21 protein-coding genes are annotated in these 25,130 nt (G+C 37.7%); 5 read left to right on the top strand and 16 right to left on the bottom strand.

The genetic code is table 11. From position 1 onward, the window contains the following. Positions 1 to 19 precede the first annotated feature (19 nt). Complete coding sequence (gene mug, locus B8967_RS02320) at positions 20 to 520, bottom strand: G/U mismatch-specific DNA glycosylase (RefSeq protein WP_084084216.1); 501 nt, start codon at positions 518 to 520, stop codon at positions 20 to 22. A 272-nt stretch (positions 521 to 792) separates the two neighbouring features. Between mug and B8967_RS02325 the strand changes: the two genes are divergently transcribed. Then, a complete protein-coding gene (locus tag B8967_RS02325; protein ID WP_262484680.1) occupies positions 793 to 1,137 on the top strand; it encodes a DMT family transporter in 345 nt (114 codons plus the stop codon). 95 nt (positions 1,138 to 1,232) lie between these two features. Here the strand turns inward: B8967_RS02325 and B8967_RS02330 are convergent, their stop codons facing one another. The 10 genes from B8967_RS02330 to B8967_RS02375 form a co-directional block, all read right to left on the bottom strand. After that, on the bottom strand, positions 1,233 to 2,378 hold the full coding sequence (locus B8967_RS02330) for a serine hydrolase domain-containing protein (protein ID WP_084084218.1): 1,146 nt from the start codon (positions 2,376 to 2,378) through the stop codon (positions 1,233 to 1,235). 716 nt (positions 2,379 to 3,094) lie between these two features. Next, a complete protein-coding gene (locus tag B8967_RS02335) occupies positions 3,095 to 4,534 on the bottom strand; it encodes a SusD/RagB family nutrient-binding outer membrane lipoprotein (RefSeq protein WP_084084219.1) in 1,440 nt (479 codons plus the stop codon). 11 nt (positions 4,535 to 4,545) lie between these two features. After that, a complete protein-coding gene (locus B8967_RS02340) occupies positions 4,546 to 7,569 on the bottom strand; it encodes a SusC/RagA family TonB-linked outer membrane protein (protein ID WP_084084220.1) in 3,024 nt (1,007 codons plus the stop codon). A 178-nt stretch (positions 7,570 to 7,747) separates the two neighbouring features. Beyond that, positions 7,748 to 8,449, bottom strand: coding sequence for a LytR/AlgR family response regulator transcription factor (locus B8967_RS02345; RefSeq protein ID WP_179140020.1), 702 nt, complete (start codon positions 8,447 to 8,449; stop codon positions 7,748 to 7,750). After that, a complete protein-coding gene (locus tag B8967_RS02350; protein ID WP_047496454.1) occupies positions 8,430 to 9,503 on the bottom strand; it encodes a sensor histidine kinase in 1,074 nt (357 codons plus the stop codon). The genes B8967_RS02345 and B8967_RS02350 overlap by 20 nt, the downstream gene beginning before the upstream one ends. 128 nt (positions 9,504 to 9,631) lie before the next feature. Next, a complete protein-coding gene (locus B8967_RS02355) occupies positions 9,632 to 10,015 on the bottom strand; it encodes a DoxX family protein (RefSeq protein ID WP_084084221.1) in 384 nt (127 codons plus the stop codon). Positions 10,016 to 10,145: 130 nt separating this feature from the next. Then, positions 10,146 to 10,649: a TlpA family protein disulfide reductase gene (locus B8967_RS02360; RefSeq protein ID WP_228405990.1), complete on the bottom strand. Its 504-nt coding sequence runs from the start codon at positions 10,647 to 10,649 to the stop codon at positions 10,146 to 10,148. 1 nt (position 10,650) lies between these two features. Further along, entirely contained in the window at positions 10,651 to 11,079 is a 429-nt protein-coding gene (locus tag B8967_RS02365) for a rhodanese-like domain-containing protein (RefSeq protein WP_047496464.1), read from the bottom strand. A gap of 94 nt (positions 11,080 to 11,173) precedes the next feature. Next, positions 11,174 to 11,437 (bottom strand): hypothetical protein, encoded by a 264-nt coding sequence (locus B8967_RS02370; protein WP_047496467.1) that lies wholly within the window; start codon positions 11,435 to 11,437, stop codon positions 11,174 to 11,176. A gap of 79 nt (positions 11,438 to 11,516) precedes the next feature. Continuing rightward, on the bottom strand, positions 11,517 to 12,890 hold the full coding sequence (locus B8967_RS02375) for an aldehyde dehydrogenase family protein (protein ID WP_084084223.1): 1,374 nt from the start codon (positions 12,888 to 12,890) through the stop codon (positions 11,517 to 11,519). 175 nt (positions 12,891 to 13,065) lie between these two features. Here B8967_RS02375 and B8967_RS02380 point away from each other — a divergent pair, with 175 nt between their 5' ends. The 3 genes from B8967_RS02380 to B8967_RS02390 all read left to right on the top strand — a co-directional run bounded on the left by B8967_RS02380 (position 13,066) and on the right by B8967_RS02390 (position 16,668). Further along, complete coding sequence (locus B8967_RS02380) at positions 13,066 to 14,727, top strand: FAD-binding dehydrogenase (protein WP_084084224.1); 1,662 nt, start codon at positions 13,066 to 13,068, stop codon at positions 14,725 to 14,727. A gap of 23 nt (positions 14,728 to 14,750) precedes the next feature. Further along, entirely contained in the window at positions 14,751 to 15,554 is an 804-nt protein-coding gene (locus B8967_RS02385; protein ID WP_084084917.1) for an SDR family oxidoreductase, read from the top strand. 190 nt (positions 15,555 to 15,744) lie between these two features. Next, positions 15,745 to 16,668, top strand: a complete 924-nt coding sequence (locus tag B8967_RS02390; protein ID WP_228405992.1) for an alpha/beta hydrolase — start codon at positions 15,745 to 15,747, stop codon at positions 16,666 to 16,668. Between the two features lie 83 nt (positions 16,669 to 16,751). Here B8967_RS02390 and B8967_RS02395 read toward each other — a convergent pair whose 3' ends face one another. The 4 genes from B8967_RS02395 to B8967_RS02410 are packed head-to-tail and all read right to left on the bottom strand — an operon-like array spanning position 16,752 to position 21,882. Beyond that, positions 16,752 to 17,567, bottom strand: coding sequence for a phosphatase PAP2 family protein (locus B8967_RS02395; RefSeq protein ID WP_084084225.1), 816 nt, complete (start codon positions 17,565 to 17,567; stop codon positions 16,752 to 16,754). A 21-nt stretch (positions 17,568 to 17,588) separates the two neighbouring features. Then, positions 17,589 to 20,009: a TonB-dependent receptor gene (locus tag B8967_RS02400; protein WP_317043851.1), complete on the bottom strand. Its 2,421-nt coding sequence runs from the start codon at positions 20,007 to 20,009 to the stop codon at positions 17,589 to 17,591. Between the two features lie 55 nt (positions 20,010 to 20,064). Continuing rightward, positions 20,065 to 20,820 carry a COG4705 family protein gene (locus tag B8967_RS02405; protein ID WP_317043852.1) on the bottom strand — a complete coding sequence of 252 codons (756 nt, stop codon included), beginning with the start codon at positions 20,818 to 20,820 and terminating at the stop codon, positions 20,065 to 20,067. 27 nt (positions 20,821 to 20,847) lie between these two features. Next, positions 20,848 to 21,882, bottom strand: a complete 1,035-nt coding sequence (locus tag B8967_RS02410; RefSeq protein WP_084084227.1) for a sulfite exporter TauE/SafE family protein — start codon at positions 21,880 to 21,882, stop codon at positions 20,848 to 20,850. A gap of 211 nt (positions 21,883 to 22,093) precedes the next feature. On the opposite strand from B8967_RS02410, the gene B8967_RS02415 reads away from it, so the two are divergent. Further along, entirely contained in the window at positions 22,094 to 23,941 is a 1,848-nt protein-coding gene (locus B8967_RS02415; RefSeq protein WP_084084228.1) for a chloride channel protein, read from the top strand. 201 nt (positions 23,942 to 24,142) lie between these two features. Here B8967_RS02415 and B8967_RS02420 read toward each other — a convergent pair whose 3' ends face one another. Continuing rightward, the gene (locus B8967_RS02420; protein ID WP_084084229.1) at positions 24,143 to 25,087 is read right to left on the bottom strand and encodes an aldo/keto reductase; all 945 of its coding nucleotides are present in this window, start codon (positions 25,085 to 25,087) and stop codon (positions 24,143 to 24,145) included. Positions 25,088 to 25,130 lie beyond the last annotated feature (43 nt).

Below are 25,130 nucleotides of genomic sequence, written 5' to 3' on the forward strand. Positions count from 1 at the left end.
TTGAAATGTACTATTCCGACTATTCGTAAATAGCCTCATAAAACTCCCGGTAAAAAGTAACAAGATCATCCAGGGAAAACCCACGGTTTAAACCACTGGTATTAGGTAAAACCCATACCCCGGCTCCACAAAAATCATCAGACTGCTTTCCCCATGAAATTTCTTTCTTTTTGGAAAATGCCTTATACGCTGCCTTACCCAGAAATGCAATATACCTGGGCTGGAATTCTGTTATTTTTAGCTTAAAAGCTTCAAGAGATTCATCAAACTCTTCTTTTGAAAGTTCATCAGCCCGGGAAGTAGCCCTTGCAACAGCGGTAGTAAGGCCATATCCAAAATCCAGAATAGAAGTATCATTGACCGCTTGAATTTCATAAGGCGTAAAGCCGGACTGATGGAGAACTCTCCAAAACCGGTTACTTCTTCCTGAAAAATGATGGCCTTCATCAGCTGATTTCAAACCCGGATTTATTCCACAAAAAATAACATTGAGGTGGACGGCAATTATATCTGTTAACATAGTTGAAATGGGTCATATTAAGATAGAATATATCAGTTCTATCGGTTTTTACTGCTTAAAGATACCATATTTAGCTTAGTAATTACTTCAAAACAGATAACGTTTCATCTTGAGTATATTACATTCTATCTGTGATTTTTGCAGGGTCACATAATTCATTTCACTGAATACAAACAGGTTGTACTAATTTTACAACTGCAACATAGATTAAGTGCCTGATGATCAGGAATCAATTGTCAGCTTAATCATGTTATCAGGATTGATAAATTTCAATCCTACATAACTTTAAAATAAGCAGTATGAATTGGATGGCATTAGTTATTGCAGGAATTTTTGAAATCGGTTGGCCATTGGGTCTTAAATTATCTCAACAGCCTGACAATAATAAATGGACCTGGATCCTATTTTCGATTGCCTGTATGACTGTCAGTGGTGGATTTCTCTGGTACGCACAGAAAAGTATTCCTATAGGAACAGCCTATGCTGTATGGACAGGAATCGGTGCAGTAGGAACCTTATTAGTGGGGGTTCTGTTTTTTCAGGATTCTGCCAATATTTTCAGATTATTGTCTGCTTTACTTATTGTGGTCGGAATCGTTGGTCTCAAGCTATTTTAATAAAAAATAAGGCTGAACATAAAAATAGGCTTAAGATTATTGCTCATTAAGCCTATTTTTTTTAAAAGATATCCTGCTCTATTTGTAAAGACCTACTAGTAAAATAATAAATTAAAAGTTTCTTTGGCATTAAGCACAGCTACAACTTTTGGGGACCAGGTATTGAGGAGTATACAGACTGTTACTTTTTGTTTGGGAAAATAGTATGTTTTCCCTCCAAATCCAAAAACATGGCCGTCATGCCCTAAGGCTTCTCCCTGATCCGTTTCTAATCTCATGAGTCCCAAACCATATTGTTTATTATACTGTAAGTCAGGTTCTAATCGGACAGGGTCATTATCTACATAGGTTTTCAGCTGCTGCATTGAAGTCGGAGAAAGCAATTTATTTGTTAAAAGTGCTTCTGTAAATTGAGTGATATCAGATGCAGTTGATATCATTCCTCCATCAATAGCTCCTTCCCCGCCGATTCCGTTGTTATCAATCCATGTAACATCATTCAAATCATTTCCTTCGGCATTTTCAGTATAATAAGATCTGGTGAATGTATCGGGAAGAATGGTCGAAGCAAATGTATTCTTAAGTCCAAGGGGGATAATTATTTTTTCATTGATTACCTGATAGGCAGGTTTTCCTGTTACCTTTTTGATAATCAATGAAAGCAGTAAATAATTCGAGTTGCTATAATATCCCTTTCCCACAGGATCATCGGCCGGTTTATCATAAATCATCTGAAGGGTTTGCTCAGCAGAATAATTGACAATACTTCCATCGAAAACTCCCTGAGAAACATCCTGTAGATAATTGCGGATACCTGATCTGTGATTAAGACATTGTTCAATGGTAACTTCATTGGCATTTGAAATGTGTCCTATAATACTGTTAGGGAGGTATTTATTAATTTTATCTTTGATACTAAGAAGACCTTCTTCCTGTAATTTTAAAATAGTAGTGGATGCAAACATTTTTGTCATACTGCCTATGCGAAGTCTATGGTCCGTTTTCATAAGAATATTTTTCTCTCTGTCAGCCAAACCTCCTGCCCCTGTCCATACTCCTTCCGGCGAGATAACTGCTACATTTACTCCGACAGCACCTGCCTGCATAAACCGATCAACAATCCGTTGATATTTTTCAGCATTAGGATGAACATCCGAGGGATTTGAAGGACTTTCATTGTCACAAGAATTCACTAAAAAGAAAGCTACAATCAGAGCGGTTATGAACTTTAATTTTTTCATAGGAAAATATTGATATTTGTTTGTTGATGGTATTCAAATAGTAGTTTCCTATCATATAGATGTAATGCTTTCTTCGCAGGATAAAAGTACAGATATCCTGTATGTAAAATAAATTAAATTTTGTTATTATTATAGATTTATACTATAAAAACAGCATTGGGTGTTTTCTAGGGAAAATAAAAATTGGCTTAAGATTATTGCTAATCATTAAGCCAAAACATTATTCAATACTTGAATAATAAACCAACCACATTATAAGTCTGTTTAAACTTGACCACAAATCGAAGATTATCTCCTTTCAGTCGACGAATATTATTTCGACGTAGTCAAAAGTCACACAATATTTTTAAACACTTAAACTATTTAAGTTATATACTTTATGTATAAGAAGTACACTAAAGTTTTGTTGAAAATCAAAGATTTTCATCTTATGTGAACTTAATTGTGCGGTATTCCTTTAAACTTTCTAAAGTGTACTAAAGTGTCTGAAAATAAAAGCTTTTGTGGTTTAGTAAAAAAGTTTAAACAGCTTTTATATATTGACATGATCATATTATTTTCCTGAATTAAATTTGAGAAAATAACCGTTGATAAAGAAAATTCAGCTATCAATGAAGAGCTGTGATCTACAAATGCATAGTAAAAAAGCCTGTATAAAACATACAGGCTTCAAAAGGTTTACAAAATAAATGATATGAAAAAATAAGAAACTCTATTTAATGAATATCCCAGAAAACTTTTGTAGTAAGTTTATCTCCACCTATGGCAGCAGCAGCTTTTGCATAATTGGTACCATTGGTAGTTGCTTCTAAAGTTGGGTACTGTAACCTTACCGGAACTTTTCCTTCTGCATTGGCAATAGCCGTTGGAGGAGCCTGTAAAGCAGGATAATCTAATCTCCGATAAAAATTCCAGGAAACTACCGGATGATTATACATGGCAACCCATGCCTGTTCTCCAATAGATTTTTTCCAGTTGGACGCATTGTACGGATGGTCTGAGAGATAATTCTGTGCCTCCTGGGAAGAAAGCTTCCATTCCTGGAATGAAGCCTGAACAGCAGTGTTATAAAGTGCCTCCGGGCTACCGCCAATTCCAAATCGGGCAGCTGCTTCAGCCCTGTAGAAAGCAACTTCGGTATGAGTGATCAGATTTCCGGGTGTTACAGGAATATACGCAAAAATCCCCGGAGCCGAAAAGTCTGAAAAAACTCCCGGCAAACCAATTTCCTGTCCAATGTAAACACCGTCTACATCCTGAAAATATTTTGATATTCTCGGATCAGAGGTTGTAATAAGGAAATCTACAAAAGGTTTTCCTCCGAAAAAGTCATCTCTCCCACTGTTGGCCAGATTTTCAAATAAAGGATTGAAATTGGGGGTTTCAGCCTGATATCTGAAAATAGCATTTTGTGATTCATCCATGATCACTCCACCGGAGATTGCAGTATTAATGCTGGATTGGGCAAGTGTGGGGTTGATGTCAGAAACAGCAATTCCCAGTTTTAAAAGAAGGGAGTTGCCAAACTTTTTCCACTTTCCTATATCTCCTCCATAAAGGATATCCCCTGCTCCAAACGTTCCTTCTCCTTCCTCCAGGTTGTTGATATCTGTTTTTAAACGAATGATAAGTTTTTCATAAATCTGTGTATCATCATCATAGGCAGGAAGCGGAAATTTATCATTATTAAGAGCCTGGCTGTAAGGAATATCCCCAAATATATCAGTCAGAGTCTGAAAGGTATAGACGGAAAGGATATCAATAATCGCTAATTGATTCTTCTTTTTTGCAGGCCACGAGTTCACTTCTGAAGCAGCCGGCTGATACTGTTCTAGAAGTTCTTTTGCTTTATTCAGGTTATTAAGCACATTCACATAGTTATTTCCCCAGATGTTATTAGAAGCATTTCTTGCCGTAAAATTGTAGTTGCTTTCACTTACATACGTGGCCTCCTGCCAGTATTGCATGGTAAGCCTGAAGTTATTTTCATTGACACTGGGTGTATTCATATAATCGCTGAGCTCCTTTTCTGCATAAGTAATCAAAGGTTCAGGTGACATATTGTAAGCTACATTAGGATCATTATTAACATCCTCTGATGTACAGCCTGTCAACAATACTGCCAGAAAAGATATAAGTATAATAGTATTTTTCATTGTAATAGTTTTTAAAAATTGACTTTCAGATTGAATGAGAAGTTTCTGGTGGAAGGCATTACCCCGGACTGATATCCTTGAATACTTCCTGAAGAAAGCCCCGCTTCCGGATCTGCATAAGGAAGGTTTTTATGGATGATCCAAAGGTTGCTTCCTGTAAACCCAAGTGTAAGGGCTTGAATTCCTGCGTTTTTTAAGAAGGTATTATTGAAGGTGTAAGAAATGGATACCTGACGAAGCTTTATAAAACTGGCATCATAAACAAACGCTGCCACAGGAGGATCTGTTTCTAAATTCTGGCTGGAGATGGAACGGTCAAGGCGTATTGTATTGGGAATATAATGCCCCGGATTATTAGGATCCTGCATGACTCCCGGTAGAATAAGTCCCCCTCCGTTTGCTAAAGTATTTCTGACAGGATTTCCCAGGTCATTCAGTCCTACAGAATCAGGATAAAGCCCTGTTCCATATCCATAATACTGATCCAGAGAAAATATCTTACCTCCTTTTTTCCAGTCGATCTGGAAACTAAGATTGAAATTTTTATAAGTAAATGAGTTATTTAATCCTGCGATAAAATCCGACTGAAAGCTTCCTAAGTTGTGATTGCTGTCATCTGTATGGAGATAAGCTCCGTTGGTTCCTATAATTTTATTTCCATTGGGATCATACACGAAATCTGAGCCCCAGATGCTTCCATATTCTCCGTTAAGAGGTGCATTAATGCTAATTCCTCCCTGCAGCGTACCAATTGTGATGTTTTCAATACCTTCCCTTAAAGCGGTAACTTTAGTCTTAGGATTAGACCAGTTGATCATCATATCCCATGTGAAATTATTGATCTTCAGAGGGGTAATATTTAGCGAAACTTCGAGTCCTTTTGTCGTAAGTTCTCCTGTGTTCTGAATTTTAGCACCACTTCCTGTTGCCAGAGAAATAGGAAGCGGGAGTATCTGATCAAATGCTTTATTCCTGAACCACGCCAAATCAAATCCTATTCTGTTTTTAAAGAACTGCATATTGGTTCCTATCTCAATATTTTTCAGTTTTTGGGGAAGAAGATCTGCATTTCTTAACGTTGTATTGTAGGAGTAAACGGGATTATTTCCAAAAGAAGCCTGAGCAATATATCTGTTTCTCAGTTGATCGGCATTAGTGTCCGAACCTACCTCTGCATAGGCTGCTCTTAGCTTTCCGAAACTTAGCCAGTCTTGTTTCAGGAGGTTGGAGAAAACCAAACTTGCTGAGACCGAAGGATAATAGTAAGCTCCTTTTCCTTTAGGTAGAGCCGTCGATTGATCTCTTCTGAATGTTCCTTCCAGGTAATAGGTGTTTTTATATCCTAAAGATGCCTGAACAAAAGCCCCGTAAATATATTTGGAATTATCTGTAATAATGGGCTTTGCAGGAGTAGCTGCTGAGTTGGAAATGGTGTAGAGATCCGGAATATATAATCCACCTGAGGTAGTCTGTGCATTAGAATAATTGGTCTGAACGTTGATGTTTCCACCCACTAATGCCTGAATACTCAAATTTTCTGTAATATTCTTTTTATAAGTAGCTATCAGGTCATAATTGGTTTCTGTAAAACGAAGATTGGTCACGGCATACCCTGAAGGCTGTTCAATGGTATTAAAACTGAAAAATGCCGGAATAGAACCCACCGCTCGTCTTTCTTCAGTAATCATACTGTATCCGTCGATCCCTACTCTTCCCAGGATATTGATGCTTTTTGACAGGTCGTAACTCAGGCTGAAGTTTCCTGCAAAGCGTTCTCTTTTGTCATTCTGGTAGTTCTTATATCGGGTAAAATAGGGATTATCCCAATAAGCCGGCGACAGATTAACAGGAGATTTAATATTCCAGGTATAGTTTTTATCAAAAGTATCAAAAAGATATTTCTGGTACTGAATATCTACATTTGTGGGCCACCACTGTCGGAAATTACCCATAATATTATCGGTATATCCTGTAGAATTCCTTCCTTTTGTATTTTGTGTAATATAATTGGCAAAAATAGTAGCGGTAAGGTTATCTGTAATTTTATAGGAAGCATTTCCGCCAAAGTTATTCTTCATTAAAGAAGAATTCGGCATGATATCCGTAGCGTTGGTATTGGAATAGCTTAACCTGAATGTAGCTCTGTCATTTCCGCCACTCAGGGCAATATTATTGGTTTGATTAATGGCTTTATCAAAAAAAGTAATAGGCCCGTTTTTAGCCATAGTCCAGGGTGTTTTCTTTCCGAAATTTTGTGATTCGGGAATAAATGCGTCATATTGCCATACCATCAGATTAGGGTCATACGGTGCTCCATAGGAAGCGTCATGCCAGAAGATGGCCATGGGGCTATTTTGGTAGTTCGCAAAAACATTACCGAAATAGCCCTGTCCATATTGCGTCTGATATTCAGGAAAAGTAGATTTGTCAACTGAGGAAACAGAAATACTTCCGCTATACTCCAGTCCAATTCCCTGAGTGTTTTTCTTTCCTTTTTTCGTAGTGATGATAATGGCTCCATTTTGAGCTCTAGACCCGTACAAAGCAGTTGCGGCAGCTCCTTTTAATACATTTATGGTTTCAATATCATTGGGATTGATGTCTGAAACAGGACTTCCATAATCATAGCCTCCGCCTCCATTTTGCTGACCTGTAGAATTGATATTTCTGTTGATAATCGGAACACCGTCTACTACAAAAAGAGCCTGGTTATCTCCTAAAATAGATTTGTATCCCCTGGAAACAGCATCTATGGAACCTCCGAAATTGGTAGATTGTCTGATCTCAAGACCAGCGACTTTTCCGGATAGATTATTCAGAAAATTGGTCGTTGGATTTCTGTTGATATCTTCACCTTTTACCTCTTGTGTAGAATATCCCAGGGATTTTTTTTCCCTTTTTATTCCCAATGCAGTAACAACAATCCCCTCTATATTCTGGGATTGTAGGCTATCCTGTTTTTCCTGGCTGAAGTATGTTCCACCTCCCATGAAAAAAACAACGCCGGCACTTAAAAGTTTTAACTGATATTTCATAATTATTGATTTTTATAACATGATTGTTAGTCAAAATTCAATAATTGGTGAAAATTATGATCAAGTTTATATATCAACAGCCTATTATCGTCTACTAAAAATAAATACGTATAAGATTGAGAATGTAATCCACAATGCTAATGTATGATTATTGCAATGAAGGTTTGACGGGGTATTTTTAAAATCCTGCAAGGGGTTTATAAGTCCTTCCCACCGGTAGTTTTTTTCCGTTAATCTGAATAACGTTTGCAGATTTTACTTCCACTTTTGAGAGGGATATAATATAAGATTTATGGATCCGGAGGAACATTTTCGGGTTCAGGCTTTCTTCAATCTTACTGATGGGCATTTTGAAAGTGAAGGTTTCTGCCTTTGTATGAATATTGATGTATTCCCTTAAACTTTCGATATAAAAAATATCCTGTAGTATAATTTTAATCTGCTTCTTTCCACTGCTGATAAAAATATAGTCGCGTTCAGCTAATTCCAGTAAAGCATCTTCTGCCTGCATCAGATGTTTGAATTTTTCAACGGCTGTAAGAAACCGGTCATAAGGGATGGGCTTCATCAGATAATCAGCAATATCCAGTTCATAGCCTTCCACGGCATATTGATGGTAAGCAGTGGTTACAATGACAACAGGAGGGTTCTTTAATTTCCTTAAGAAATCAAAACCTTTTACTACAGGAAGGTGAAGGTCCAAAAACATCAGATCCACCTCATGAATACTCAAAAGATTACTCGCATAAACCGCATCGGCACATTTACCTACAAGATTCAACTCTTCATCCCGGGAAACAAAATTTTCCAGAATTTCTGCGGCTATGGGCTCGTCTTCTACAATAATGCAGTTGTATTTTTTAGAGGCTGGATGTATCATTGAAATTGATAGTTAATTGTACAATATATCGGTCAGTTTTATCTTCTACAGAAAGTATATGCTTAGGATAAAGCAACTCAAGCTGTCTGCGGATATTTTTCAGTCCCAGTTTGGTAGAATGTTCATGAGATCTGTCTTCTTTCGAGTTTTCAATACAATACCTAAGAATTCCATCTTTCAATTGAATATCAATATGAATAAAAGCTTCTCCCAAGCTTTCGGAAACCCCATGTTTAAAAGCATTTTCAACAAACTGAATCAATATAAGCGGAGATATTTCCTGTGACGGATTATCAATATTTTCGTTAAAATTAATGGTAAGATGGCGGTGCCTGATTTTCTGGATCTGTATAAAATCCTGGATGTTTTCAATATCCTTTTTTATAGAAATATTTTTCTCTGCAGCTTCATAAATATTATACCTCATTATTTTAGAAAGCTGCAGGATAACATCCGGCGTTTCATCTGCCTTTTTAAGAGCCATCCCATAAATATTATTGAGGGTATTAAACAGAAAGTGCGGATTGATCTGAGCTTTCAGCATCGTAAGTTCCTGATCCAGTTTTTCGGATTTCAACTGGGAAAACTGGTCTTTCAATACATTTTTCTGCCTGGTGATTTCCACTCCAAAGACCAGCCCAACCATAAAAATGAGATCCATGAAAGAGTTAAAGGCTACCAGTCCGTTGATGTACCCTGAAAGCTCTTTACCATCCTGTGTTTCTTCCACACCATAGATATAGGGATACATTATATAATGGGTGAAAAACCGATGTCCCAACACCGCTATTACCACAATACCAATATAAAGAGCATATTTGAAAACAGTCTTGATATGTACCTTTTCATATACATATAACAAGGAATAGGCAAGCGGGATTTTGACCAAAAGATACCCCAGCTCCAGCATAAAAGTATTCTGAAGTCTTATTTGCCATTTGAAATCCGGGAACTGATATTTTGACCAATAAAAATCAAGATAAACTTCCAGGATATAATAGAGTATCCAAAAGAGCAAATGAATACGGAGCTTAGATTTTCCGATGGGTTTCAAAATTATTATAATTTAAATGTACAAAGTAATATTGTTCAGTCAAATATAAAAATATAAAGTCTACCAAAGTATGGTATTCATCTATAAACGACTTGTTTTTTTATGCTGTTTATGTTGATAAACAATAATCACGATGTCTTTTTAAAACGGATTTCAGGGAACATGAGATTAAGAAAAGAAAAAATCAACAGGAAATTAAACTCAACACCATTGGTGCCACCCCCCACAACAAACCAGCCGTTCTGCCAGTGAACATAATAAATTCCGAAGACAAAAATCAGAATATTACACATGGCTACAGGTTTAATATACCGGTCAATCCATATGAGTGGGACTGAAAACAAATGGATCAGTTTAACAGCCCAGGCAATATAAAGCCCTACAGGACTGAATCCTATGGCATCCAGATAATGGATTCCAAAATTATTGACATCGCCACTGAATATAGAAATCAGGCTATGCATTAACAAAATCACTGAGAGTGCAATACGGAGGAAGAAGCTTTTTTTCATAGAACTAAAGTAGGAAGCTCTAAGAAAATGTATTCTCAATTGTATATCAACAGCCTCTAAAAACAGATGAAAGTATTTTCCAGCTTATGAATACAAAAAAAAGCAGTCATTGATTGACTGCTTTTTTATTTTAATGCTGACTTAGATTTTTCTTTAAAAAATCTTCCAGATCTTTTCCGTGAAGATTTTTAGCAATGATCATACCCTCTCCGTCTATGATGACATTGAAAGGAAGTTCATCCACTTCATACAATTTGGCAACCGGACTTTTCCAGAACTTTAAATCACTGATCTGAATCCAGTTAATACCAAACCGGTCTATTGCTTTTTGCCAACTTTCTTTATTTTTATCTAAAGAAACGCCAAGAATTTCAAATTTGGTGTTATTCTCCTGCCCTGAATAGGTAGTATACAGAGCTTTAAGTTCCGGCTGTTCTTCTACACAGGGCGCACACCAGGTTGCCCAAAAATCAATCAACACCATTTTACCCTGTAAAGATGAAAGCATGAATGTACTTCCGTCTGCTTTAGTCATGGTGATTTCCGGAGCCTTCTTTCCTATTTCAATGTTGTGGTTTTGAGCCATCATCAATCCTGAGAAAACAGCACAAAATAATACAGTATAGATCTTCATCTTAATCATTTGTAGGATAATCTTTATCTAACCAATCTGTTTTAATATTTTTCGGAAGGTTCAGAAGCTTTGCATTTTTAAAGCCCATTTCCATCAGCAGGTTAAATGCCGGACGGATATTGGGACATTTTACAAAAGGACAGCATCCACAATAGATTACAATTTCTTTGTTTTTGGGAATATCCTTAAGGTAGTTTCTCAATTTCTCCAGATTCTCCGGTTCGTGAGTTGGGCCTATGTCTACAGAACCTTTAATAATGGCTTCAGGTCCTACAGAAATAATGACAATGTCCTTAGTCTTATTCTTTACAATTCGGGAAGCCAACAATGCCGGGTCCATCAGCTGACTATCTTTCCATGGATCCTGTTTTTGCTGTGCCTGGCTCAGCATTGAGCAGACAAAACAAACCATGACAAACAAATACTTCATAGATTTCTATTTTTCACAAAGATAAATAAGAAGTTGACTATGGAAAGAGGAATATATCCGGAATACCGATTTATCTTTCAATTTTCTCTTAACATCAAAGTTTTTTTGGAGTGATATGAAGGACGTTTGCAGCTCCCGGTTCTATAATCAGCTGGGTTCCTGAACCTGTCTCATGCTCCCTTCCCTGAATAGCCGACCCTGTTGTCAACGTAAGCTTTCCCTGAAAAACGGGATGAGGAGGAGTAAGAGCTATTTCAATGTCCTCTTCTCCAAGTTGTATAAGGATTGTTTCTGCCTCGATCAGCTGCCGTGTACCATCTTTTAAGACCGCAAATGCCTGATATGAATTATTTTCCATTTATTAATATTTTCACAAAGATAGAAAAAGCCCCATCCTGTATTGGGATCGGGCTTGAAATAATTGAAAAATTTTATAATCAACTGAATACACTTAAATTTTTAGCTATATCTTTTCCTGCATAAGGAGGAAATACATCAAGTTCCAGATCCGGATTTCCAACCAGCATAGCTTTAGTATTGCTTAAAGCATCAAATCCTGCTTTACCATAATATTTACCCATTCCGGCATATCCTACTCCACCGAAAGGTAAACTGTCTATCCAGCAGTGTAAATTCGTTTGGTTGATACAACCACCGCCAAAGGAAACCGAATGAAGAAAATAATCGATATGATCCTGGGTTTTACTGAAAATATAGGCTGCCAACGATTTAGGCTTACGTTTAATAATTTGGGTAATCTCTTTTAAATCTGAATAAACCATTACAGGCAAGACCGGTCCGAACACTTCCTGCTGCAATGCAGGGTCTTCCCAGGTACTCGGATAAAGAACAGTAGGTTCTACATACCGCTGAGCAACATTGAAGCGTCCTCCGATAACTACCTTTTCAGGAATGATATAGGAAGCCACCCGCTCTGCATCATGTTCACTGATCATTCTGGCGAGATCCGGGCTCTGCTGGGGATCATCACCATACATTTTCCGGATGGAAGCCTTTAGCTTGTCAATAAATTCTTCAGCAATACTTTCGTGTACATATACATACCCCGGGGCAATACACCACTGTCCTGAAATGGCATTATGTCCCCAGGCTATTCTGTCTACAGCAATATCAAGATTTGCCGTTTCATCAACAATGGTAGGGTTTTGTCCACCCAGTTCTAAAATGACCGGTGTCAGATTTTCTGCTGCAGCACGCATGACGACTTTTCCAACATTGGAACTTCCTGTAAAGAAAATAAAATCAAAAGGTAGTTGTAATAATTCTGTAATTTCTTCCCTGCCTCCTGTCACAGCCGTTACAGCTTCCGGTTCAAAATATTTAGGAATAAACTCAGCAAATAACTGGGCCACAGTAGGAGTTGTGTTAGCCGGCTTTAGAATGACTGTATTTCCTGCTGCCAATGCTGCAATGGCAGGATCAAGTAATAACAATACCGGTGCATTGAATGGACCAATGACTAAAGTTACCCCATAAGGTTCTTTATAAATAATTCCACTGTTTCCGGTTGCCTCCAGACCTTTTGGAATATCAACCTTTTGAGGAGCCATCAGCTCTCTGAGATTTTCTTTATAATACTTTATTACCCCTAATGGTACTGTTATTTCAAATAACTGTTCAAAAGGAGGCTTACGGAAGTCCTGCTCGAAGGCTTTGCAAAAAACGTCTTGATTTTCTGTGAGGAATTTTTCCATCCTGTTGAGCTGATCCATACGCCATTCGTATGTTTTGGTAGCATCACTAAAGAAAAATTCTCTTTGTGTATCGAAAATATTCTGGTATTTGTTCATGACTTTGTATTTTTTGGTGTTATACAAAGGTATATAAACCAATGGCTTAAGCATGGTGTACTTTTCGGAAGTTGAAGGAATTTCAACGTTTCTTTTTAAAAATAATTTATCTCATTAAGCATAAATATTTTATACATTTATGTAACGTATTGTTTAATAAAAACATCCCATAAAAATGGAAGATAAATTCCAACCTGATGCCATTATCATAGGAACCGGACTGGCCGGTCTTACAGCTGCTATGGAAATAACGGATGCCGGAAAGAAAGTCCTCTTACTGGATCAGGAGACTGAAGAAAATATAGGAGGACAGGCATTCTGGTCTTTCGGAGGCCTTTTCCTGATCAATTCACCCCAACAGCGGAGAATGGGAATTAAAGATTCTTATGAACTGGCTTTACAGGACTGGAAAGGGACGGCAGGTTTCGACCGGGCAGAGGATTATTGGCCCCGTCAATGGGCAGAAGCCTATTTGAAATTTGCAGCAGGTGAAAAATACAAATATATTTCCAGGCTGGGGATCAAATTGATGTTTATGGTAGGCTGGGCAGAGCGTGGCGACGGATCTGCCACAGGACACGGAAATTCAGTACCCCGTTTCCATGTCAGCTGGGGAACGGGCACAGGTGTGATAAAGCCCTTTGTAGAAAAAGCATACCAGGCCAAAGAGAAAGGTTTGTTACAAATGAAATTCAGACACAGAGTGACTGAGTTTATTCTGGAAAATGGAAAAATAAAAGGACTTAAAGGAGACGTGCTGGAAAACGACTCTCAGGAAAGGGGAATTGCTACGAATAGAAATGTAATTTCTCGATTTGAATACACGGCTCCTCATATTATTATTGCTTCAGGAGGTATTGGAGCCAATCACGAGCTGGTAAGAAAGAACTGGCCTGAGAGATTAGGACCTGCTCCTGAAAATATGGTATGTGGAGTTCCTGCCTATGTAGACGGAAAAATGATTGGTATTGCAGAAAATATAGGAGCTGATATTATCAATCGGGATAGAATGTGGCATTATACCGAAGGAATCCAAAACTGGAATCCTATCTGGCCTAACCACGGGATAAGAATATTGCCCGGGCCCTCCTCATTGTGGTTTGATGCTAAGGGAAAGCGTCTTCCAGCTCCTTTCCTACCGGGATTTGATACGTTGGGGACTTTAAAATACATCCAGGATACAGGATTTTCTTATTCATGGTTTATTCTGACTCAAAAAATTATAAAGAAAGAATTTGCACTTTCCGGCTCGGAACAGAATCCGGATATTACAAATAAAGACTACTCTCTCTTTTTGAGCCGGATTTTTGGCAAAAAAGCTCCTGGACCTGTAGAAGCATTCAAAGAGCATGGAAAAGATTTTATCGTATCTGATCATTTGGAAGATCTTGTTTCTAAAATGAACCAGCTCGCCGGAAATCATCTTTTAAAGTATGAAAAAATAAAAGAGCAGATTGAAGCCCGGGACAGAGAACTGGATAATAAATTTTCAAAAGATACACAGGTCAATTATATCCGGAATACCCGCAGCTACCTGGGCGATAAGCTAGGCCGTGTAGCAGCTCCACATAAAATATTGTCTCCTGAAAATAGACCTTTAATTGCAGTACGCCTTAATATTCTTACCCGTAAAACACTGGGTGGTATTAAAACGAACCTTAACGGACAGGTTTTAAAGGCAGATGAAAGCATTATTGAAGGACTTTATGCTGCCGGAGAAGTAGCTGGTTTTGGAGGCGGCGGAATGCACGGCTATCGTGCTTTGGAGGGAACATTCCTTGGAGGATGTATTTTTTCGGGAATGAAAGCCGGGAAGTATATCGCCGGATTAAAATAAGAACATTTGAACACGGAACAATTATGAGTAGTTATTTTGACAATAAGGTTATTTGGATCACGGGAGCATCATCAGGAATTGGAGAAGCACTGGTTAAAGAGCTTACCGTGAATACTAATGCAAAGATTATCCTTTCTTCCAGGAAGGAGGAACAATTATATGCTGTAGCAGAAAATACAGGGCTTACCCACTCCAGATATGCCGTACTTCCTCTGGATCTGGCCCATTATAAAAGCATGCCTGATATGGCAGGACAAGCAATAGAAAAATTTGGAAAGATTGATATTCTTATTAATAATGCCGGGCTTTCTCAGCGTTCTTTAGCCATGGAAACTGATATCGAAATTGATAAGCACTTAATGGAAGTTGATTATCTCGGAACCGTTGCCCTTACCAAAGCGGTTGTTCCTTATATGATCAGAAACGGCGGAGGGCAGATTGCTGTAGTTTCCAGTCTCATGGGAATATTCGGAGCTCCGATGAGAAGCGGATATGCTGCTGCCAAACATGCGTTACACGGTTTTTTTGATGCCCTCCGTGCAGAATTATATAATCAAAACATCCTTGTTACGATTATCTGTCCCGGATTTATACAAACCAATATTTCAATACATGCGCTTACCGGTGACGGCTCGCTGCAGGGAACCATGGATGATGCCACTGAGAAAGGAATGCCCGCTGATGTTTTTGCAAAAAAAATGCTCTATGCCATAGAAAAAAAGAAAAATCAAAAAGCTATTGGCGGCAAAGAAGTCATGGGCGTTTATTTGAAAAGATTCTTTCCTGCTCTGCTGGCAAAGTTCGTTCGTACCGCCAAGGTAGTCTAGATTATTTTTAATTAATGTTGAGGATAATCAACTGAATAACTTATAAGCCATTTAATAAAATGGGCTGAAAAATTTTCACATCAGTAATATGTATCCGTTTTCAGGTAAAATGTCTACCTGTTTTGAAAATAGCTGACTGTACATTTGTATCATAAAATAATCAAAGTGTTAATCACTAAAAACAAGTATTATGATTCAGTCAGTTACATTTAAAAATCTTACCCGGAACGTAGCAGCAGATGTGTACTTCCCACCTCATTTTGATGACAATAAAAAATATGCAGCGATTATCAGTGCACATCCTATAGGAAGCTGTAAAGAGCAGACCTCAGGAAATATCTACGGACAGGCATTGGCCGATGCAGGATTTGTAGTATTGGCATTTGATGCCTCATTTCAGGGAGCCAGCGATGGAGAACCCCGTTTTATTGAAGATCCTACCTTGAGAGTTGAGGATTTCCGTTGTGCCTGTGATTATCTCGTAACCCTGCCCTATGTAGACGAGAAACGTATCGGAGTATTAGGAATCTGTGGCGGTGGCGGTTATGCTATTAATGCAGCAATGACAGAGCGTAGAATTAAAGTAGTAGGAAGCGTTACAGGAGTTAATTATGGAAGACTTTGGAGAGAAGCATTCGGAAACTGGAATCCTGTTGATGCCTTGGAAAAGATTGCAGAACAGCGTACAGCAGAAGTAAGAGGTGCAGAACTTCGTGTAGATCAGTTTTTACCACCTTCTGTAGAAGCTGGAAAAGCTGCCGGAATTAAAGATATTGATGTATTGGAAGCTACGGACTATTATAAAACGTCAAGAGGAGAAAAACCACATGGAGCAACCAGTTATCTGTATTCCCGAAGCAGTGCTGCTGTAGGCTGGGATGCTTTTTATCTGGCAGAAGTTTTATTGACACAGCCATTAATGGTCGTTATTGGAGACAAACCGGGAGGATTCGGAGCTTACAGAGACGGATTGGAAATCATGAGAAGAGCCAGATCAGAGAAAAAAGAACTGGTAATTGCGGAAGGATGGTCTCATTATGATTTGTATGATCAACCGGAGCCCGTAAAAATAGCCCTGGACCGATTGATCCCTTTTTATCAGGAGAATTTATAAAAAAAACAAAGCGTCATCCCCATGGAGTGACGCTTTGTTTTTTTAAGGCAATTATTCAACAGGGGCTAAAAATTAGTGTGTACCTAAAAGGTTTTTATAAATCCCATTCCTACTGCATTGTTCTGATAAAACGGCATCACCATTGTAGATGATAATGATGTATTTTTAGTTTTATTTTTTCCGCGGAGTAAATGATCAATTCTTGGATATAGCCAATACGCCAATTCTGTTGAAAGGATTCCAAATCCTGTTCCTGCAACGACGTCTCCCAGCCAGTGTTTATCATTCAGCATCCTGTATACCCCGGTGAAGACGGCAAAGGGGTATCCGGAAAGACTTAACAAAAAATTGGTGTCTTTATATTCTCTGAACATAAACTGTGCATTGGAAAATGCTGTTGCAGCATGTCCTGAAGGGAAAGACATCGTATTGGAGCGGTCAGGCCTTTCTTCTTTGACCATATATTTTAAAGGAAGCGTAAAAGCAGCGGCGATCAGCTGTGAGGAAGCATAAATAATGGTGCGGTCTCTTAGGTTATGCTTTCCTTTTACACCCGCCAGATTGAGTCCGTATACGATAATTCCCGGAGCATACTGTGTATAATCATCAAATTTTATACGGGTAGGTCTGTGTTCGTCAATTTCAATTTTAGTATCACGATTGAGTTCCTTTACCCCTCTTACTGTCAGACCTGCTACGCCATACCCAATGAAGGCTGCCGGAACAATCAGGCTTTTATAATTCAGTTTATTTTTTTGAATAGTGGTAGCAGCCGTTATACTATCCTGTTTGCGTTCCTGAACTACAAGCGTGTCATTGTTGTTTTGTGCTTTGATTGTACTGAGAGCTGATATTAAAACAATAAAATAGATCAGCATTTTTTGACTTTTTTTTTTCATTCTGGATTACATTTGTATTTATTAAAATTTATAACTATACCCCAATCTTACGACCTGAGTTTCATAATAATCATTACTGGTGTAGGCAAATCCTGTTCCCTGAATACTTTTCTTCATCACCATCGTATTGAGTACATCAGAAGCATTCAAAAATAGCTCACCCTTCCCTTTCTGAATGGCTTTTTTTATACCTAAATCCATGGAAAACCTGGACCTGATTCGTCCCTGGGGAATAATATCAGGAGCAAGGTAAACCGTTGTAAGCTGAGCATCCAATCCTTTGCCAAAATGAAAAATATTATTTATTTTAATATTTCCTGAAATGGCAGATTGTTGGTCCGCTGAAAAAGTATTGGGCTCAGGATAGAGGTTTACTACCGAAAATGCATTAATCTGATTACGGTATATATTTCCATTGATATTAAAAGAATAGACATCTGATACTTTTTGGTTCCATATTGCTTCCAAACCTGTATTATAGCTTCTTCCTGCATTTTGGAACAAGGCGTAAATCAGCGTGCTGTTAGGTACAATACTTGAAATTCTGGTGATGGTTCCATTGGCAAAACGATGGTATAATGCAGAATATAAATATCCGTTATCCCAATTGTATTTATATCCCAGTTCCAGAGAGTTGGTAAATTGAGGCCTTAATGCGGGGTTTCCTACTTTAATAATCTCTGCGTCATCATATTTAGGGAAAATCCGGATATCCACTTCATTAGGGCGGTCTACCCTTCTGTTATAAAAAACAGAAACCTTATTATGTTCGTTGAGTTTATAGGCTAATCTAAAGTTTGGAAACGGCTGTGTATAATTATACCCATCACTTGTATATGTGGGATGATTGGGATTAACATCATATTGAATTTTCACATATTCAAGTCTGATACCCAGCTCAGCCTCCCATTTCTCATTTTCAAAAATATAATTCCCATAGACTGCCGGGATAAATTCTTTGTAATCAGCCTTCCCTCCTGCAGAAGCATCCAACACAGAATTTGTTCCGGGAATAAAATTCATATTAGTAGGAATGCTTCTGTTTCTCAGTTTAATTCCTGTTTCAATCCTGCCATATTTTAAAGGTTTTACATAATCTACATTGAAATCATATACCTGTTCATCCGATAATAATTTGAAAGCATCTGTTCCGGTAGATGTAGGCAAATAGTTATCATAGAAATACTTTTCGTCTTCTCTATGGAAAGTATAATTAAATCCTACATTTAATACATGACCGGCTTCTTTGAATTTATGCTGATAAGAAGCCGTTCCCATTACAGTAGTTTTTAATTCATCTTCCAAAAACTGCCATAGACGAAGGCGTTGAGACACATCACCGTTAAAAAATGGCTGATCTCCACGATCTATAATTTTCTCACTTCCATACATCCCTGAAATAGTTAATGTATTTTGTGCGTCCATATTCCAGTCTATCCCGGCCTTAGTGGTAAAGAAATTGGTATTTCTGTTTCTTTTAAGCTGTGAATTGATCACTGTTCCATCGTCGTAAGTACGCGTTACAAATTCATTTTTATTAAGGGTTTGGGTATATAAATTATCAGCCTGCAGAAAAACATTTACTTTATTTTTCCTGTAATTAAGAGACAGTGAAGGATTAATCTTTGGGGTTAATGTATATTGTGGTCTTATAGTCGGTAAATTTTCTTTTCTTACCCACAGAGACCCCAAACCGGCAGTAAATCCTACCTTACCATTCCATCCGTTCTTCTTATTTTTTTTCATGATAATATTGATAATACCAGCATTTCCATTGGCATCATACTTTGAAGAAGGGTTGTTGATGATTTCAATTTTTTCAATGGCAGAAGCAGGTATATTATCCAGCCCTGACTGACTTCCAAAACCTGTAAGAGCAGTTTGTTTACCATCAATAAGCACTGTTACTTTATCATTACCCCTTAACTGTACTTTACCATCCTGAACCGTTATTCCCGGTAGATTTTGCATACTTTGTAATACAGATCCACCGCTTTGGCTGATATTATCTGCAACAGCATATGTTTTCTTATCCAGACGGTTGTCTATTTCATTCTTTTTGGAAGCCGTAAGGGTAACCTCTTCAATTTTTGTTTCATTTCCTTCCTTTTGGATCAGTTCAATCATGGGGATTTCCAGAAACTCAGAAAGACTTCCTACAAAGACAGGCTGTCTCTGGGTATCGTAGCCTGTCATAGAGGTTTCCAGAATATAATGATCAGGTTTTATACCCGTCATAGAAAATCTTCCTTCCTCATTGGTAATAGTTCCGGCTACAAAAGCACTGTCATTTTCCTTTTTTAAAATAATATGGGTATAGGCCAATCCTGTTTTGTCTTTATCGGTTATTCTTCCGGATACCGTTACAGAAGTGGTTTGTGCAAAGGCTATACTAGAAATAATGCATGTTGGAAAAAGGAGCAGTTTCTTTCTGTTCATCATAAATATTAATTTTTAAGAATGTTTTTTTTCTTTTATCAGTTTGAAAAATAATAGTTTACCTCTGAAATAATGATTTATTAGTATAATTTCTTTGTGAAACAATAATCATGACGACCATTAAAGTAAGCGAAACCAGAGAAGCATTCAATGTTCCCAGATCAAGGCCTCCTTTTACGATAGGTTTGGTCAGAAGATCTCCGAATGTAGCTCCGAACGGTCTGGTAAAAACAAAAGCAATCCAAAACAATACAACACGATTGATCTTGGTAAAATAGTGAAGCAAAACAACGGTAAGGATGATCAATCCGGTAATGCAAGCACCAGTTTGGTAACTCAGTCCCATATTGTCACTTAGAAAATCTCCGAATGCTGTTCCCAGGCTGTTGGAGAATAATATGGCGGTCCAGTAATAAAATTCTTTATTCCTTTCAAAAATGGGATATACTTCAAGGGAATTGTATTTTTTATACCATAGAAAAAGTGAAGTTAGAAGCCCGGAGAAGAGGATTAAGCTTCCTATGAGATATCCTGTTTTAAGAGTTCTGTCTATGAAATCAGATATTTCAGTCCCTAAAGTTGTTGTTCCGATAATAACGATCCAATACACTGCGGGAATATATTTTTTGACACTAAGCTGTATTGATAATATGATGATAAAGAATACCAGAGTAATAAGTATTCCCATGGTATATCCTAAATTAAGAGTCATAGAAATAAAGTCTCCCAGTGTTTCTCCAAGCGTAGTCGCTACTATTTTCATGAGCCAAAACAGTATAGTGACTGCTGCTACTTTGTTTGCTGTTTTCATCATTGCTACAGAATTATTTTTTTGAAATCTTTATGCTTTAAACTTAGTAAGTACATTGTCTTTATAACAGTAAAATTCATGGGTTGTTTTTTTTCCCAGGGCATATACTTTTTCTATTTTGACATCGTCATAATGTTCCATGAGCAGATGGTACTTTTCTTTGAGATGTCCCGATAATTCTTCCGGGTGTACGGTTTTTTCAATCTCTAGTCCTTTATTGATTTTATATTCTACCACAACACGGGTATCCTTCCAGGACATGGCATAGATCTTTTTATGTTTGGTGGACGAATGGTTAACTACAATCTGATCCTGCTGAATAATTTTTCCTGAAGTACTTGTTAATAAAGTAATACCAGATATTACCATTGCACCATATCCAATTTTTTTGAATAGATTTTCACTCAAATGGGGCAGAATATATTTGACAGTATAAGAAGAGACAATGGCTGCTACTGCAATAGCAATTCCAAGCCATAATGCTGTATTGGAATATAAGCCCAACGAAATATAGATGACAAGCTTAATCAGGTGAAGAAATACTTCATTGGCTGCACGGGTCGCTACAATTTCCTCTTTTTTAAGCCCAAATTTTAAATAAAAGCGGTTAAAAAGGAGTCCGACAGCACCTGTGATCCCCGAAATGAACCCGGCAGAAAAGCCTATCAATGCTAATACAGACTTAGGATATGCCTTCTCTATTTCTTCTTTTTTATTTCTAGAAGTAAAAAGCTGGGGCAGATTGGCAATCAGAAAGAAAGCAACGATGAGCTGAAGATATAAAGGATTTACATATTTAATCAGGTAGGCTCCTAATAATACTGCCGGAATAGAAAACGGAACAAACCATAAAAATATTTTCCAGTTGATGTGTTTCTTAAATACAGCAATTCGGGAAGCTGAACTTGTAAATGTTCCTATTGTAAGTGAGAAAGGCACAAGAGATGTAGGAAGCAGCAGATTCAGAATGGGAATCAATATAAGACTTGCTCCACCACCACAAATAGCACTGAGCCAGAATGCAAGTACGGTTCCTGCAAATAAAAGGGCAATTTTTAAAATCATTTCTAAATAAAATTTATACTTAAGTATATTTCCAATACAAAGATGTAATCCGATTTAGAAGAAATTTTGAATTTTTTATTTTTCATTGGCTATTATGGGCTCGCCGTGAACTGTATCATTTAAAAGGGGATCAGTTTAGTAGTTTTTGTAAGATATTTCATAAATTTACAATTCTGTATCAAATTGATAGCAGTATTAAAATTCTTCCCAGGTGAAAATTCACAACAAAAAAAAGTACTTAAGCTTCCTTAAATTTAAAAGAGATTTCCAAAAATACGGATTAGAAAAAGCGCGCAGTTATGAGCTTATCCTGCATTGGCTGAACAATAGATTAAGCAGAAACCAGTTTCTTGTACTCTCCGGAATTCTTGTGGGATGTACGGCAGGACTTGCAGGAGTAATCCTGAAAACTTTAGTCCACTATATTCATAATTTCATTACCAATAAAGTTCATTTTGAATACCAGATATTATTTTATATCGTCTTTCCTTTTTTAGGAATTGTATTGACAACAATGATCGTTATCACCTTATTTAAAGGTCAGGACCGGAAAGGAATTGGTGCTATCCTCTATGAAATTGCCCAAAATTCCAGTATTGTGGCTTCTGTAAAAATGTATTCACAGGTGATACAAAGTGCTATTACCGTTGGCCTGGGAGGTTCTGCAGGACTGGAAAGTCCTATCGCTGTTACCGGTGCTGCTATCGGTTCCAACTATGCCCAAACCTACAGACTCAGCTATAAAGAGCGTACTTTATTGTTGGCTGCCGGAGCTACGGCAGGGATTGCCTCTGCATTCAATGCTCCCATTGCCGGGATTATGTTTGCCTTTGAAATTCTCCTGACCGGGGTTGTTTTTACAGACTTTATCCCTCTGGTTGTAGCCGCAGTCTGCGGAAGCCTTTTGTCAAGGATTTTGCTTCAGGAAGATGTTCTTTTCAGATTTTATACCAGAGATCCTTTCAACTATAAGAATGTCCCCTATTACCTTATTTTGGGAATTGTAACCGGATTATATGCCCGGTATTTTGTGATTATTTCTCAAAAAGTAGAACACTTTATAAAAGGACTTCAGCTTTCAAGAATGCGTAAAGCCATGTTTGGAGGAGCTGTTCTTTCCCTGCTTTGTGTCTTATTTCCGCCTTTATTTGGAGAGGGATACGAAACCGTAAAAGCATTCACCAATGGAAATACATATTCTATTATTGAAAACAGTTTTTTCAGATATTTTGAAATTGGCGACTGGACGATTATTATATTTTTGGTTCTGGTATTGCTTTTAAAGGCTTTTGCAACTTCTTTTACCATATTCAGTGGTGGAAACGGTGGAAATTTTGCTCCATCCCTTTTTGCGGGTGGTACCTTGGGCTATTTGTTTGCTTTGGTCTGCCAACATCTTGGATTTTCGGACGTACCGGTAACCAATCTTGTTCTTGTGGGAATGGCAGGAGCAATGAGTGGTGTATTATATGCCCCGCTTACTGCTATATTTCTGATTGCAGAGTCCAGTTTTGGATATGATCTGTTTATTCCATTGATGATTGCTTCTGTGATATCTTATCTTATCGCCAAATGGTTCTCTCCTATTTCACCGGAATTAAAATCTCTTGCCGATGAAGGGAAAATATTCACAAATAAGCATGATAAAAACCTTCTTTTTGCCTTAAGAACAGATGATTTCATTGATAAATACTCACAGACCATCAATGAAAATGCTTCTATTACAGATCTTTTTGAACTGGTGAAAAACGGAGATAAAAATATCTTTGCCGTAGTGGATGATCAGCGAAAACTGAAGGGAATCCTTACATTAGATGATATAAGACCATATCTTTTTAACAAAGAAATTGATCCTTCTCAACTGATCGTTCAGGTGATGAAAGCTCCACCGGCTATACTCCACCGTGAAAATAAGCCATTGGAAATTCTTCAGACCTTTGATGACACAGGAGTCTGGAGCCTTCCGGTAGTGAGTGAGAATAATGATTTCATTGGCTTTATCTCAAAATCTTCTATTCTCATGAGCTACAGACAATTATTAAAAGAATACTCTGACTAACAGATACTATTTACCACTACAAATTTCAGCAGCATATACTATCTGCTGATATTACAATTGATAGGCTGAAAATTCCCCTCCTCTGGAGGAGTGGCAAATCAAAGATTTGACGGGGTGGTTATAAAAAGAACTCGCATTTATTAAAAAAATCCGTTCAGTATTGAACGGATTTTTTTAATCTATAATGAAGGGTCGTTACAACTAATTACTAGCCTTGTTAAGCAGGTTTATATCTTCCTGATCTAAAACAAGTTTTGGAGCATTAAACAGCGTTTCAAGCTGTGATGGACTGGTCGCACTGACGATAGGGGCCGTAATCAGCGGATTGGCTAATAACCAGGCCAGAGCTACCGTACTTTGAGGGGCGTGATGTTTCTCTCCTACCTGATCCAATGCTTTTAAAACATCAAGACCTTTGGCGTTCATATATTTTCTTACCCCTTCTCCTCTTGCACTTTTTGCAAAATCTGCTTCCTCACGGTATTTTCCGGTTAAAAAACCTGCAGCCAGAGACCAGTATGGAAATACACTCAGGTCAAACTCTTCTACCAAAGGTGCATAATTTTTTTCAAAACCATCTCTTTCTACCAGGTTGTAATGAGGTTGTAGCGCTACATATTTGGGAAGATTGTTTTTTTCAGCTGCTTCAAAAGAAGCTTTTAAACGTTCCGGGGAAAGATTGGAAGCTGCAATATAACGTACTTTTCCAGCCTTGATGATCTCATCATACGCTGAAAGGGTTTCCTCTACCGGAGTGACGTTATCGTCGAAATGCGTATAATAAATGTCTATATGATCAGTCTGAAGTCTTTGCAGGGATTCATCCACTGATTGTAAAATATGCTTTTTACTGATATCATAACCGTGTTCTTTTGTTTCAGAGCCTACTTTTGTAGCCAGTACAATATCTTTACGGTTAGAACGGCTTTTCATCCATTTTCCGATAATTTCTTCCGACTGTCCTCCTCTGCCGTTTACCCACCACGAATAAGTGTCTGCCGTATCTACAAAATTGAATCCTGCTTCCGTAAAACGGTCTAATATATCAAAAGATTGTTGTTCGTCCAGTGTCCATCCAAAAACATTCCCACCAAAATTGATAGGTGCTACTGTTAGATCGGTATTTTTGATCTTTCTTTTTTCCATAAAATGATTTGTTATTACAACGTATTAAGTAACCTCTAAGGTA

Origin of the sequence: Chryseobacterium sp. YR221 (assembly GCF_900176315.1) — a bacterium.
GTDB classification, from domain to species: Bacteria; Bacteroidota; Bacteroidia; order Flavobacteriales; family Weeksellaceae; genus Chryseobacterium; species Chryseobacterium rhizosphaerae.

What these genes read in the sequence shown, in the direction of transcription:
- mug (WP_084084216.1), bottom strand. Translation starts at nt 520, where the DNA reads ATGTTAACAGATATAATTGCCGTCCACCTCAATGTTATTTTTTGTGGA.
- B8967_RS02330 (WP_084084218.1), bottom strand. Translation starts at nt 2,378, where the DNA reads ATGAAAAAATTAAAGTTCATAACCGCTCTGATTGTAGCTTTCTTTTTA.
- B8967_RS02335 (WP_084084219.1), bottom strand. Translation starts at nt 4,534, where the DNA reads ATGAAAAATACTATTATACTTATATCTTTTCTGGCAGTATTGTTGACA.
- B8967_RS02340 (WP_084084220.1), bottom strand. Translation starts at nt 7,569, where the DNA reads ATGAAATATCAGTTAAAACTTTTAAGTGCCGGCGTTGTTTTTTTCATG.
- B8967_RS02345 (WP_179140020.1), bottom strand. Translation starts at nt 8,449, where the DNA reads ATGATACATCCAGCCTCTAAAAAATACAACTGCATTATTGTAGAAGAC.
- B8967_RS02355 (WP_084084221.1), bottom strand. Translation starts at nt 10,015, where the DNA reads ATGAAAAAAAGCTTCTTCCTCCGTATTGCACTCTCAGTGATTTTGTTA.
- B8967_RS02360 (WP_228405990.1), bottom strand. Translation starts at nt 10,649, where the DNA reads ATGAAGATCTATACTGTATTATTTTGTGCTGTTTTCTCAGGATTGATG.
- B8967_RS02365 (WP_047496464.1), bottom strand. Translation starts at nt 11,079, where the DNA reads ATGAAGTATTTGTTTGTCATGGTTTGTTTTGTCTGCTCAATGCTGAGC.
- B8967_RS02370 (WP_047496467.1), bottom strand. Translation starts at nt 11,437, where the DNA reads ATGGAAAATAATTCATATCAGGCATTTGCGGTCTTAAAAGATGGTACA.
- B8967_RS02375 (WP_084084223.1), bottom strand. Translation starts at nt 12,890, where the DNA reads ATGAACAAATACCAGAATATTTTCGATACACAAAGAGAATTTTTCTTT.
- B8967_RS02380 (WP_084084224.1), top strand. Translation starts at nt 13,066, where the DNA reads ATGGAAGATAAATTCCAACCTGATGCCATTATCATAGGAACCGGACTG.
- B8967_RS02385 (WP_084084917.1), top strand. Translation starts at nt 14,751, where the DNA reads ATGAGTAGTTATTTTGACAATAAGGTTATTTGGATCACGGGAGCATCA.
- B8967_RS02390 (WP_228405992.1), top strand. Translation starts at nt 15,745, where the DNA reads ATGATTCAGTCAGTTACATTTAAAAATCTTACCCGGAACGTAGCAGCA.
- B8967_RS02395 (WP_084084225.1), bottom strand. Translation starts at nt 17,567, where the DNA reads ATGAAAAAAAAAAGTCAAAAAATGCTGATCTATTTTATTGTTTTAATA.
- B8967_RS02400 (WP_317043851.1), bottom strand. Translation starts at nt 20,009, where the DNA reads ATGATGAACAGAAAGAAACTGCTCCTTTTTCCAACATGCATTATTTCT.
- B8967_RS02405 (WP_317043852.1), bottom strand. Translation starts at nt 20,820, where the DNA reads ATGATGAAAACAGCAAACAAAGTAGCAGCAGTCACTATACTGTTTTGG.
- B8967_RS02410 (WP_084084227.1), bottom strand. Translation starts at nt 21,882, where the DNA reads ATGATTTTAAAAATTGCCCTTTTATTTGCAGGAACCGTACTTGCATTC.
- B8967_RS02420 (WP_084084229.1), bottom strand. Translation starts at nt 25,087, where the DNA reads ATGGAAAAAAGAAAGATCAAAAATACCGATCTAACAGTAGCACCTATC.